Origin of the sequence: uncultured Nostoc sp., from assembly GCF_964247315.1 — a bacterium.
In the GTDB taxonomy this organism is placed as follows: Bacteria; Cyanobacteriota; Cyanobacteriia; order Cyanobacteriales; family Nostocaceae; genus Nostoc.
In genome coordinates, this window is the sequence record NZ_CAXTTT010000007.1 from 36,765 (window position 1) to 49,244 (window position 12,480).

Consider the following 12,480-nt stretch of genomic DNA (forward strand, 5'->3'; position numbering starts at 1 on the left):
ATAGGGCATTAGGCATTGTAAATTATTTGTTATCAATTACAACATTTCATTAATTTGTAGCGAATTCTCTGCGTGCCTCTGCGTTTACCTCCGCGCCCCTTTGCGTTTAAATTTCAACCCTCAATTCGCCAGGATTTTTGCCAACAGACAGTCTTAGCATTTTGAATTTTAAATTTTGAATTGCTTCATAATGTTGTTTTTTTTCCAGTCCGTCGGATAGGTGCAACCAAGTTGTAGAATACAAAATTGCCCCACAACTTGATTAAGAGTAGGGCAAAGGACAGTTAAGCACTGTTTATAGTCTGTCTGACGGCAGGAAATTTTTAGCCTGCTTTTGTGACGCTTTGTTTTGTGTCTATTTGCGTTGTTTTTCTTCATAAAATTTTATGTTTCCTATACATCGCCCCCGTCGTCTACGTACTCATCCTCAACTGCGCCGGATGGTTCGTGAAACTGTTTTAACAACAAGCGATTTAATCTACCCACTATTTGCTGTACCGGGTGAGGGAATCGCTAATGAAGTGAAATCCATGCCTGGAGTCTACCAACTTTCGGTAGATAAAATTGTTGAAGAAGCAAAAGAAGTTTACGACTTAGGAATTCCTTCTATTATTCTATTTGGGATTCCGGCTGATAAAGATGTGGATGCCACTGGCGCTTGGCATGATTGCGGTATTGTCCAAAAAGCAGCGACGGCGGTAAAAGCAGCAGTGCCAGATTTGATTGTAATTGCTGATACTTGTTTGTGTGAGTATACTAGCCACGGTCATTGTGGTTATCTGCAAGTTGGTGATTTAACAGGACGAGTTTTAAATGACCCAACTTTGGAATTGTTGAAGAAAACAGCAGTTTCTCAAGCGAAAGCTGGTGCCGATATCATCGCGCCTTCAGGGATGATGGATGGGTTTGTGCAGGCAATTCGTCAGGGTTTGGATGAAGCCGGATTTCAAGATACGCCGATTTTATCTTATGCTGCTAAGTATGCTTCGGGTTATTATGGCCCATTTCGGGATGCAGCAGACTCGACACCACAATTTGGGGACAGAAGAACTTACCAAATGGATCCAGGTAACGCCCGTGAAGCGATTAAAGAGATTGAATTAGATATCGCTGAAGGTGCTGATATGCTCATGGTTAAGCCAGCCTTGGCATACATGGATATTATCTGGCGCGTTAAGGAAGCGAGTAACTTACCAGTTGCGGCTTACAATGTTTCTGGTGAATATGCGATGGTAAAAGCTGCGGCTCTCAATGGTTGGATTGATGAAGAGCGAGTGGTTTTGGAAACTTTAACTGGGTTTAAACGGGCTGGTGCAGACTTAATTTTGACTTATCATGCCAAAGATGCGGCGCGATGGTTAAAGTAGGCTAGGCATATTGAATACTAATTTAAAAGCAAATCTCACACAGAGGCGTAAAGATGCAAAGAAAGTTGTATTTTGGTGTCTGGGTGTGAGATTCTTTATTTATGGCTATTGCGATGCTTGCGGTTTTTGCTAGCCTACGCAACTTTGATCGTCAAAAACCTTTCGAGTGGGTGTTATGGGGATAGCGATCGCTAGCGAAACATTGGTGGGTTATGACTCCACCTAACCCACCCTACAAAAACCTAAACTTAATGCCCAGATACCCGACTTCTCACCAGAAGTCGGGATCTATATTGATAAGCTTCGTTTGTCTTGTTGGAGAAGGTTTAAGCTTGCTTTCGTAATCTTTCTAGGTTCTGTTGATGCAACTCTGGGAAGTTTTTTAAATCATCTATTGACTGCGGCGCAAGGAAGATTACAGCATCTTCAGAGGTGAATCGATCTAAATAAGTTTGAAAGGCTTGATCATCTTCTCTGTGGTCAAGGATATATTGACGCAATTGGACACGGGGCATTGTCATAAAATCTGGCTTACTCATATATATCTTCACTTCCCGTCTAGGTAAATTATAATTTCATTTTCTTCGCCAGCGATAATTACAACATTTTTTGTTCGTTCATCGATTCGCACTAAAAATACAGGTAAATACATTTTAGTAGCCCAAAAACTTAAGATAAACAACGTTTTCAATTGTTCTACAGTAGGCATATTTAAATTATTGCTACAACAAATTTTTTATTCTGGGGTGACTGGAATTAAGTTAGTATATTTTAATCATTAAACACGGATATATTTTTAAACATAATTTTACGTTATATTACATAGACAAAACAGTCACATTTGCCAGAGTCAGAGGCGATCGCTCATAAAACCGATAAAATCTAAGTTAAATAGCTTTGATATAGTTATGGCAATAACTCGTTCTATGCTATGAGCAGTTTATTTAAAAAACCTAAACTCTAACTAGTGCGATCGCTCACTGTATTTGCGACAGCAGCACGATAAAATTCTAAAACCATAATCGTACTAAAAGGTCTAAATGGCAGAAACACTATTCTTCAACGCCTTACGGGAAGCCATCGATGAAGAAATGGCGCGTGACTCCAGCGTATTCGTTCTCGGTGAAGATGTCGGGCACTACGGCGGTTCCTATAAAGTTACCAAAGACCTGTACCAAAAATATGGCGAACTCCGCATTCTAGACACCCCTATCGCTGAAAATAGCTTTACTGGGATGGCTGTGGGAGCCGCAATGACTGGGTTGCGCCCGATCATTGAAGGCATGAACATGGGCTTTTTACTGCTCGCCTTCAATCAAATATCTAACAACGCTGGAATGCTGCGCTATACTTCTGGCGGTAATTTTAAAATTCCGATGGTAATTCGCGGCCCTGGAGGTGTAGGACGGCAGCTAGGCGCAGAACATTCCCAGCGACTAGAAACCTACTTCCAAGCTGTGCCGGGGTTGAAGATTGTTGCCTGCTCCACACCAAGAAACGCTAAAGGACTGCTGAAATCCGCTATCCGCGATGATAATCCAGTGTTGTTCTTTGAACACGTTCTACTTTACAACTTGAAAGAAGATTTACCAGAAGAAGAATACCTACTCCCCTTAGATAAAGCAGAAATTGTCCGTCCAGGGAAAGACGTAACAATTATTACTTACTCACGAATGCGCCATCATGTAGTGCAAGCCGTAAAAACTCTTGAAAAACAAGGATACGATCCAGAAGTTATCGATTTAATATCCCTCAAGCCATTAGATTTTGATACCATTGGTGCATCAATACGTAAAACCCATAAAGTCATTGTTGTGGAAGAATCGATGCGAACTGCGGGTATTGCAGCAGAAGTCATCGCCTCAATAAACGATCGCTTATTCGATGAATTGGATGCGCCAGTACTACGACTTTCTTCCCAAGATATCCCCACACCTTACAACGGCAATCTAGAACGACTAACAATCATCCAACCAGAGCAAATAGTAGAAGCTGTGGAAAAAATGGTGGCGTTGCGAGTCTAGGGACTGAAGACTGAGGAGGCAGAGGAGCAGAGGGGCAGAAGGGCAAGAGAAGAATAATAATGCCCAATGACGCCAGTTGCTTCAAGTCGGGCATTGCCCGCCCAACGCACTGGCTCCCCAATGCCCCATCCCCAAACTCCTAACTCATAACTCCTCAAAAGAGCGCTATTATAGCGTTTGTCAGTTGCGAGTTATGATATGCAAAGACAGCGATCGCTATTAATTTTGATTTTAGTCCTGATAATCGCCGCTATTACGGTGATTGCCACAATTCCGATACCTCTTGGGCTGGACTTGCGCGGAGGTTCACAGCTCACAATTCAGGTGAAACCATCAGCGGATATTCCCAAAATCACCGAACGAGAATTAGAAGGTGTAAAGAAAGTTGTCGAAGGCCGGATTAATGGTCTGGGTGTTTCTGAGCCAGTAATCCAAACAGTCGGCACAGATAAAATATTGGTGCAACTACCAGGAGTCAACGATCCAGAACAAGCTGAACGGGTGCTAGGGGGTACAGCACAGTTAGAATTTCGTACCCAAAAGCCGAATACAGAAACTCAACTGCTTGCTTTTCAAGCATCAAGAGCCGAATTGAAATTCAAGCAAGAAGAATTAAGAAAGAGTACCGACAAAGCAGCAATTGTCAAGAATCAAGAAGACTTACAAAAAAATAATCAAGCGATCGCAGAATTGTTTGAAAGCACTAATCCACCACTAATTGGCAAATACCTTAAGGATGCCTATGGTGAACCCACTCAAGGTAACAACTGGAATGTTGCTATTCGCTTCGACCAAAAGGGTGGTGAACTGTTTGCCAATTTGACGAAAAATCTCGCTGGTACTGGGCGTAGTATTGGTGTTTTTCTGGACAATGAAGTGATCAGCGCTCCCACCGTGGGTATAGAATTTGCCGCTACTGGTATTACTGGTGGTTCTGCGGTGATTACAGGACGTTTTACCGCCCAGCAAGCCAATGACTTAGGCGTGCAATTACGCGGTGGCGCATTACCCGTACCAGTAGAAATCGCAGAAAGGCGGACAGTCGGAGCAACCTTGGGTAAAGATAGCATTCAAAGTAGTATTTATGCTGGAGTCGGTGGTTTGACTTTAGTATTAATATTCATGGTGGTTTACTATCGACTACCAGGATTGATTGCGGATATATCACTAGTGATCTACTCTCTCTTAACTTGGGCAACCTTTGCTTTGTTGGGCGTTACCCTAACTTTGCCGGGAATTGCTGGTTTTATTCTCAGTATTGGGATGGCAGTTGATGCCAATGTGCTAATTTTTGAAAGGACGCGGGAAGAATTGCGGGCAGGTAAATCTCTGTATCGTTCTGTGGAATCTGGTTTTTATCGGGCATTTTCTAGTATTTTAGATAGCAACGTCACTACATGGATTGCTTGCGCTGCCCTGTTTTGGCTGGGGTCTGGTTTAGTTAAAGGCTTTGCTCTCACTTTAGCTTTGGGGGTAGCTGTAAGTATGTTTACTGCAATTACCTGTAGTCGGACATTGCTGTTTTTGGCAATTTCAATTCACTCCTTGCGGAAGACAGAACTTTTCTATCCAAACCTGCCAGCATCGAATAAGGCAGAGGTGACTCAATGAAACTGAGTATTAATAAATCGCGATCGCTTTGGTGGACTATTTCTGCTGCTATCATCCTCGCTGGTATCATCTCAATGGTGATTTCTTGGCAACAACCGAATATTCGCGCCCCCTTACGCCCCGGTTTAGATTTTATCGGTGGTACGCGGTTGCAGTTTGTCCGAGATTGCACCAAACCCGGTAACTGTGACAAACCAATTGATATCAACGCTGTCCGAGAAGTAGCAAAAGCACAGGGACTAGGTGATAGCAGTATCCAACTTGTCTCGGAAAATGGTGCAGAAAATGGTGTACTAATTCGGTCAAAAGATTTGAGTGTCGATCAGCGTACCAAATTACAAAACGCTTTAAGCGAAGAAATTGGCGTTTTTGACCCCCAAAAGAACCAGATTGACTCCGTTGGCCCCACCTTGGGAAAAGAACTGTTTACATCCGGGGTGTTAGCTTTGATAGTTTCCTTCATCGGTATTACTATCTACATGAGCTTCCGCTTCCAGTTAGATTATGCTGTGTTTGCGATCGTTGCCCTACTCCACGATATCTTAATCACAGTAGGGGCTTTTTCAATTTTGGGTTTGGTAGCAGGCATCGAAGTAGATAGCCTTTTTATCGTCGCCTTACTTACGATCACAGGTTTCTCAGTCAACGACACAGTAGTAATTTACGATCGCATTCGGGAAACCATTAAAATCCATCCTGACCAGCCGATTGCCGAAATTGTAGATGATGCGGTTAACCAAACATTGACAAGATCGATCAACACTACCTTAACCGTATTACTGACATTATCTGCAATCTTTCTATTTGGCGGAGAAACACTGAAAAACTTTTCCCTCGCTTTGATTATTGGCTTCACAATGGGGGCTTATTCAAGTATTTTCATCGCCAGTACTCTTCTAACTTGGTGGCGAGAGCGTAAAGGGAAATCCCAGGTGTTAGACAACGCTGATTCGATTGATACATCTCCCAGTTCCCAGGATAGTTAAACTTGTGTATATTTCCCAATTGGGTGAAAGCATTTTGAATTGCTCACCCACGCCTTGCAATCTTATTCCCCTATGGAGCAACCGAAAGAACTATTAACTACTGTCCCAGTTTTTGAGAAATCTGACCCATCGTTTGCTCAACAAGTACAAAGGCTACATCAGCTAACAGTATATGGCAGGTGGCTGTTTGTCGGCTGTTTATGGCTGACCATTGCGCCTGTTTCCTTGTGGGGTCTACGTGCAGAAATTGCTCTGTGGCAACAATATTTTACCTGGGTGGCAGTGAGATTTGGATTGTTCTACCATCCACTGTCTACCTTCGGTCTAGCCTTTTGTCTGGGGATGACTGCTGCTGTTTTAGTTTGGCAAAGTCGGAATATTCTACTCGGACTGCCACCGCAAGAAAAACAACGTTTAGAAAAACAAGTTTATCGGATACGTCAACAGGGAGCAACTCATCCTCTATGGAAGTGGGTTTGTCATTAAATTTTCTTTCACCACACGTACAGCAATTTATAGCAAAATATGACTTAACCTTACTAAACATCTGCCCAAAAAGAATGTAGAGGCGTAGCAGTGCTACGTCTCTACGAGATTTCTGGATAATACATATTTAATTTCACCAAATGTCTGCTCAAAGATACTGCCAAAAGTGGATGCCATACATGAACGATCTTCAGATTAAATTTAGCGATCGCAAGTCTGAAATTGACCTTTACCAACTCCAACAACTGTTAAACGTTTCCGCTTTCTGGGCAAAGGGACGCAGTATTGAAGATTTAGATATAGCTATTACCAACAGTGAGCCAGTGATTTGTGTTTGCGATCGCGATCGGCTCATTGGCTTTGCCAGAGCAACATCTGATGGCATCTATCGCGCCACAATTTGGGATGTTGTGATTCATCCAGAGTATCAACATAGTGGCTTGGGAAGCAATTTAGTAGAAACCATTTTGAGACATCCCCGCATGAGGTCGGTTGAGCGTGTTTATCTAATGACTACTCACCGCCAGGGTTTCTACGAAAAGATTGGTTTTCAACCCAACACTACCACTACGATGGTACTACATAACCGAGCTAACCATACTTTCCTTGCTGCTACAGAAGTTCAGCTTCAGGAATCACCGAAACAGTTCCGAGCAATGAGTGCTGAGTGCTGAGTATAAGAACTGTTGTAGTAGTAAGGTAGTCAAGAAGCAAGATATTTTGTCTCTACTATTCAGAACTCAAGACTCAGCACTATTCACTAAGGGGATAGAGATTTGTAGTCTGGTAAGCTGCTGAAGTGTTTCCTTCACAGTGGTTGAGGGCAAGATTTCTAACTTTCCTCCCATAACTTCCAGTAGAGTCTGATTGATTAATAGCCTCATTCCTGGGGAAAGAGCAGTCTTCTTTTGGTCAATCTCGGTCAACGGATCTTCAATTTTGAGCAAATCAATCGGCTCACTCCAGGTCATGGCATGGGTTGGGATATCTAGCCAAATGTTTACAAAATTGTTTGTAGGTAGAGTGCTACTGGAAATACAAATGCTGCCTTCCTCCATCTGAGTAATGGCAGTGTCTATTAAACTGATTAATACTTGGCGGAGCCAGAGGTAATCTGTCAAAACATAAATTTCTGAGTCGGCAGGTAATAATTGTAAGGGAAAATTGCGATTTGCCGCCAGCATATAAGTTAAGTCATGAACCTCATCTAAAATTTGGGCTAAGGGTCTGGGCTGAATATCTAATTTATTGGTGCCGTGTTCAGTTCTAGCAACATTGAGAATTTCATCCATTAGCTTCAACAGCTTCAGTGTTCGCTCGTGAGCTTGGGCAAGAAATTCTCGCTCTTCAGCTGGATTTTCACACAAATCTGACAAAATTAGTTGATGTAAGCCAATCAAACCATTAAAAGGCGATCGCAATTCATGGGTAGTCCGTGCCAAAAAACCAGCTTTAAACTGGCTTATCTCCCTTGCCATCAGGTATGCCAGCTGCGTTTGCTGTAGCTGTTGCGATATTGGTGGTATATCCTGTTCAGCTAATGGCGCTACTGGGGATGAGCTAGATGAAACATTAGGCGATGCCTGCGGCGGGCGTAGCCATCGCCCAAATAAGTGACGGAAAACCATACCTAGTGTTATTCCTACTCCTAGATATATCCAGTTGCTCCAATTCATATCTGGCAATTATTAACTTGCTAATTAAATACAACAGCGCAAACTAAAGTTTCAGATTTCTCTGTTGTTAAAACATGAAAACAACATTATAGCTACCTATACTTGGTTATCAGTTAATAAATCTAACTCAATCGCACCTTGCCGCAAAATCTGCCAATTTATCCCTGTCCATTTAGCAACGGTGGAAGGTATACCCATCCCCAACATTTCACCCTGGTATTCTGTCGCTGCTAAAGTCAGAACCTTGGGAAACTGATTCTCAATTTCTGCCATTGTTTGCAAAGGCGGCTGACCAGAAAAATTGGCGCTAGTGGTGGCAAGAGGGCCTGTTTGCGCCAAAATAGTTTGAGCGATCGCACTGTTTGGGACTCGAATGCCAATTGTTGTGGGATCGATGGGATTCATAACTTTTGGTAGGCGTTGACTCGCTGGCAAAACTAATGTCAGCCCTCCTGGCCAATATTTCTCTGCTACTTTTTGCCAAACTTTATACTCGTTCTCACTACCTTTGACATACAGCCACAAATCTTCAACACTAGCAGCCATCAAAATCAAAGGTTTGTCTTGACTACGTTGCTTCGCCGCAAAAATTAATCCAGCTTTTTCTGGTACTACTGCAAGTGCAGGAACAGTATCAGTCGGAAAGCTCACCAAAAGACCAGCACGTGCGCCAGCTATTAGATTTGTTAGAGAAACTTGTGTCATTTTTATCGGGTTTGGCATGGGACATTTTTCCTATTCCCTATGCCCTATGCCCCATGCCCTATTTCCTAACTTTTGTAGGCCAGGGCAAAGCGTTCAATTCCAGCTAAATCAGCGTGAATTTGAATTTTATAATAGCTACCTTGATTTTGTAAAAATTCTTGCACTGTATCTGCCTGTCCAGCCATCATCTCAATCAGCCATACGCCACCAGGTTGCAAATAACTGGGGGAAATTTCGATCAAATGGCGAATGCTATCTAAGCCATCAACGCCACCATCCAAAGCTAGATGCGGTTCGTGGTTAACTACTTCTGGTTGCAAAGTAGGTAAAGTACTGGTGGGTATGTAAGGGGGATTTGACACCATACCACTGAACTGACCTTTGAGAAATGTCAGTGGCTCCCACCAGGAACCTTGATAAAATTTAATCCGGTCAGCAAGACCCAAATTATGGGCGTTGGATCGAGCGATCGCCAGAGCTTCTAAACTGTAATCAACTGCATGAATTGTTGCTTTTGGCAAGACATCTGCTAATCCCAGTGCGATCGCTCCACTCCCAGTACCCAAATCTGCCCAGTGTCCTGAAGCATTACTAGTAGATGCTTTAGCTAAATCAATTAAACACTCTGTCTCTGGTCTAGGAATCAAAACCGCACTCGACACGGCGATTTGAAACTGACGCCAAGGTGTAACTCCGGCAATATACTGCATTGGTAAGCGGTCATTTAATCGCCTTTGCCACAGAAGTTCTAACTCTTCTAAAGGTAATTGCAGCTGGATTTGCGGCCAGTTTTTAAAAGACTCCAAACGCAGTGCCAAGCGGTCTAACCCAGCAACTTCGAGGAGCAGCCAATCTACCTCCATTGGTGGCACATCAGTGGCGATCGCTGCTTTAAGAGCTGCATTCCGCCACTGCCAAAGTTGTAAACCAGAGACTATTAAATGTTTCTCCCCCATACCTCAACCTTGGAGCGCATATCCGTTATTTTTTCGGAGCGGGGGCAGGTGGCTTGGCAGCTGGTGATTGATTTGGCGCAAGGGAGCGAATAAAGTTGATCGACTCGCGTGATGGATAAAGAACAATTTTATTGATACTAGGATCGCTACTGCTATTGAGAGCCTCCATAACACCGTACAAATCCACCACTTGAATTTCAGTGTTGTTTGCTTCCTTTGGCACGGCTTTTTTGAATTCGTCTAACAGAGCCACTGCTTGTTCTTTCTCAAAAAAGAAAGGGATGTATCGCTCATTACCTTTAGCAAGGGGAATAGTCAGATAGCTATTATCTTTCTTAAATTTGGGTACAAATAAGGGAATACCATTGAATTGCTCTACCTTTTTACCATTTTGATTCAGCATACTTGTTGCCGAGGCTACTTGCTGTTGCGTCGGCACTAAAGTATAAATCACAGAGTCTGATTTCTTTTTGCTTTCTTGGACTATTTTATAGTAGTCAGCCAAGGACAAAGGTCTAACCTGTAGCGTGCCTGCCAACTGGGGGTTTTCTTTTTTGAGTCGGCTGTCAAGGAATTTTTGAGCATCTTGCTTGCTAATAAAAAATCCTACTTGTGAGATCGGCTTGGATGCGTTGTTTCTCGAAAGAACTACGAATTCGCCTTTAGGATTGGTAAGCGTGAATACAGGTACTTCTTGGAGCTTTTTCACAACCTGATCTTGTGGCAACGCGATCGCCTCTAGATTGCCCAGTCCTGGCATATTGCCTATTCCTGAAAGCCCTGTTAAAAATACACTGCCAGCTATACCCAATGTCGCACCTAAGCGAATAAATGATTTCATGACTGCTCCTCGCATCAATAGTCCAATTAAATTAAACAAATGGTTGGATTTGCACAGCACCAACTAGCTTTAGTTATATAGCAATTCATTTTAGTTTTGAAAAATTCATTGTGCGCGTTGGGGTTGAGTGTTAAGCCTCAACGGTTAAAATCCAATGTTCCCTAACTATTTAGAGTTGCTATAGTATCGTTTTCACAAATTGGCTGTGCTAACGTTGTGTTTTTCTAGGTTTTGCTTCGCTATTTACCGCAAAATGCCGTAGATGCCTATTATATGTTTTCTCAAACAGCAAAAAATCTCTCGCTCTCTCCAACCTTGGAGATGATAAATGCTATTTTATCGGCTTTTTCTAATATTGGTTGACGCTATTACTTAATCAATCGTTCCATCTGCGATTGGTTTAATATCTTCTCAAATATATATAAAGCTCAGTGTCAAAAATCACCTTACTACTTAATGACGAAATTTGCCTGTTAGGCTTCAACAGCAGAACAGCTTAATTGGTATTCTCCGTAAAAATATCCAATTAAATAGCAGATTTAGCAAAGAAAGCCTAGCTAATTACCTTAACTGTTAACTATATTAATTAAATCGGGATGACAGGATTTGAACCTGCGGCATCCTGCTCCCAAAGCAGGCGCGCTACCAAGCTGCGCTACATCCCGTTATACTTAATCTACTTTTTTTGGGTTTGGTTTTAGTTTCCCATCAAAGCGATCGCACTTCACAAAAGCGTTAAGGCAATCATATCACATAACACTGCTCATGCCTAATATATTTATATCTTCTGCAAATTCGAGCTAAATTAGATAATTACACTGATAAAGGTTTGGCTGCCGACTTCGTTTTACAAGAGATATTACTTGTTCGTTCGTCGGCTAAACCTTGTCAAACCAAATTAAAATAATAGATTTATACTACTATACCTACCTGATTTTATTGTGCGAATCGGGTTTTATTTGGATTGAGTGTTAGTGAGGATACCAGAACATACCTTTGATGCCTTCTGGATCGGCCATAAACCCCATAGTTCGGTAGAAATCTACAACATGGGGGTCGGCAAAGAGAGTGACATTACTAATTTCTTCACTCCTAAGTTTTTTGAGAACATATTTCATCAGCGCTTTACCCAGTCCTTGACTTTGAAAGTCTGGGTGAACCACTACATCCCAGATAGTGGCATTAAACGCGTGATCTGAAGTAGCACGGGCAAAACCAATGAGCCGCTTTTGGTTTCCTCTCACTTGCCACATTGAGGCAACGAGAAAACTATGCTCAATAGCTTTTTTCACTTTTCTTAGAGGACGACGCGACCAACCAACTGCATCACAGAGTTCTTCTAGCTCATATAGGTCAATATCTCGTTCTGTGCTGAAGACGATCCGAGCCTCCTTTGAGGAAGCTTCGCTAATACTACTAGGGCTAGAGTTGCCCGCAGTTTCTGCTGTATGCTCTTCAAAGAGGTTTGTCCTAGTTGTCCCTACAGATTCAGGAGTACTAAACCAAGTTTTCCAAAAACCCATGCCAACGCGGTTCGGGTAGTATAACTGAATTGGTTTCCACTCTCAGGAGTGTTGATATCACTTTTAACATCGCTACCCCCATTTACTACCCTTTACACTCAAAGTTTTTCGGTTGTTTTCGGGATTTGCAATGGTAACAGCCAGTTAGAGCGTGTTTCACACCAATCATTTTCAACTTTAGCATTTTGTTGTAAAGGCTAGGAGAAATTCATCAAAAGGGTAAGGATATAAACAATTCAAAATTCACGCATTCATAATGGAAAAACCTAATCCTGGCAATTGCTCGTATAGAGCTTAAATGCAAG

General features: G+C 42.4%; 13 protein-coding genes and 1 tRNA gene. 6 read left to right on the forward strand and 8 right to left on the reverse strand.

Features of this window, described 5'->3' with window-relative positions; genetic code table 11:
• The first annotated feature begins 386 nt into the window (after nucleotides 1-386).
• Nucleotides 387-1,367 carry a porphobilinogen synthase gene (hemB, locus tag ACFE93_RS03950; protein WP_292740208.1) on the forward strand — a complete coding sequence of 327 codons (981 nt, stop codon included), beginning with the start codon at nucleotides 387-389 and terminating at the stop codon, nucleotides 1,365-1,367.
• Nucleotides 1,368-1,693: 326 nt separating this feature from the next.
• On the opposite strand, the gene ACFE93_RS03955 is transcribed toward hemB, so the two are convergent.
• Both ACFE93_RS03955 and ACFE93_RS03960 read right to left on the reverse strand, forming a co-directional pair.
• Nucleotides 1,694-1,906: a DUF6887 family protein gene (locus ACFE93_RS03955; protein WP_375472111.1), complete on the reverse strand. Its 213-nt coding sequence runs from the start codon at nucleotides 1,904-1,906 to the stop codon at nucleotides 1,694-1,696.
• A gap of 8 nt (nucleotides 1,907-1,914) precedes the next feature.
• A complete protein-coding gene (locus ACFE93_RS03960) occupies nucleotides 1,915-2,076 on the reverse strand; it encodes a DUF6888 family protein (protein ID WP_375472112.1) in 162 nt (53 codons plus the stop codon).
• A 331-nt stretch (nucleotides 2,077-2,407) separates the two neighbouring features.
• On the opposite strand from ACFE93_RS03960, the gene ACFE93_RS03965 reads away from it, so the two are divergent.
• The 5 genes from ACFE93_RS03965 (at nucleotide 2,408) to ACFE93_RS03985 (ending at nucleotide 7,148) form a co-directional block, all read left to right on the forward strand.
• Entirely contained in the window at nucleotides 2,408-3,391 is a 984-nt protein-coding gene (locus tag ACFE93_RS03965) for an alpha-ketoacid dehydrogenase subunit beta (RefSeq protein ID WP_375472113.1), read from the forward strand.
• Nucleotides 3,392-3,589: 198 nt separating this feature from the next.
• Nucleotides 3,590-5,002: a protein translocase subunit SecD gene (gene secD, locus ACFE93_RS03970; RefSeq protein ID WP_375472150.1), complete on the forward strand. Its 1,413-nt coding sequence runs from the start codon at nucleotides 3,590-3,592 to the stop codon at nucleotides 5,000-5,002.
• Nucleotides 4,999-5,988, forward strand: a complete 990-nt coding sequence (gene secF / locus ACFE93_RS03975; RefSeq protein WP_375472114.1) for a protein translocase subunit SecF — start codon at nucleotides 4,999-5,001, stop codon at nucleotides 5,986-5,988. Before secD ends, secF begins: the two co-directional genes overlap by 4 nt.
• A gap of 72 nt (nucleotides 5,989-6,060) precedes the next feature.
• Nucleotides 6,061-6,474 (forward strand): hypothetical protein, encoded by a 414-nt coding sequence (locus tag ACFE93_RS03980; protein ID WP_375472115.1) that lies wholly within the window; start codon nucleotides 6,061-6,063, stop codon nucleotides 6,472-6,474.
• 179 nt (nucleotides 6,475-6,653) lie between these two features.
• The gene (locus tag ACFE93_RS03985) at nucleotides 6,654-7,148 is read left to right on the forward strand and encodes a GNAT family N-acetyltransferase (RefSeq protein WP_375472116.1); all 495 of its coding nucleotides are present in this window, start codon (nucleotides 6,654-6,656) and stop codon (nucleotides 7,146-7,148) included.
• A 66-nt stretch (nucleotides 7,149-7,214) separates the two neighbouring features.
• Here the strand turns inward: ACFE93_RS03985 and ACFE93_RS03990 are convergent, their stop codons facing one another.
• From ACFE93_RS03990 to ACFE93_RS04015, 6 genes are all read right to left on the reverse strand, one after another.
• Complete coding sequence (locus tag ACFE93_RS03990; protein ID WP_375472117.1) at nucleotides 7,215-8,150, reverse strand: sensor histidine kinase; 936 nt, start codon at nucleotides 8,148-8,150, stop codon at nucleotides 7,215-7,217.
• Between the two features lie 96 nt (nucleotides 8,151-8,246).
• Nucleotides 8,247-8,855, reverse strand: coding sequence for an L-threonylcarbamoyladenylate synthase (locus ACFE93_RS03995; RefSeq protein WP_375472151.1), 609 nt, complete (start codon nucleotides 8,853-8,855; stop codon nucleotides 8,247-8,249).
• Nucleotides 8,856-8,920: 65 nt separating this feature from the next.
• The gene (gene prmC / locus ACFE93_RS04000) at nucleotides 8,921-9,811 is read right to left on the reverse strand and encodes a peptide chain release factor N(5)-glutamine methyltransferase (RefSeq protein ID WP_375472118.1); all 891 of its coding nucleotides are present in this window, start codon (nucleotides 9,809-9,811) and stop codon (nucleotides 8,921-8,923) included.
• A gap of 25 nt (nucleotides 9,812-9,836) precedes the next feature.
• Nucleotides 9,837-10,652 (reverse strand): Tic22 family protein, encoded by an 816-nt coding sequence (locus tag ACFE93_RS04005; RefSeq protein ID WP_375472119.1) that lies wholly within the window; start codon nucleotides 10,650-10,652, stop codon nucleotides 9,837-9,839.
• Nucleotides 10,653-11,243: 591 nt separating this feature from the next.
• Nucleotides 11,244-11,317: transfer RNA gene (locus ACFE93_RS04010), tRNA-Pro, on the reverse strand.
• 306 nt (nucleotides 11,318-11,623) lie between these two features.
• Nucleotides 11,624-12,175 (reverse strand): GNAT family N-acetyltransferase, encoded by a 552-nt coding sequence (locus ACFE93_RS04015; RefSeq protein ID WP_334845940.1) that lies wholly within the window; start codon nucleotides 12,173-12,175, stop codon nucleotides 11,624-11,626.
• Nucleotides 12,176-12,480 lie beyond the last annotated feature (305 nt).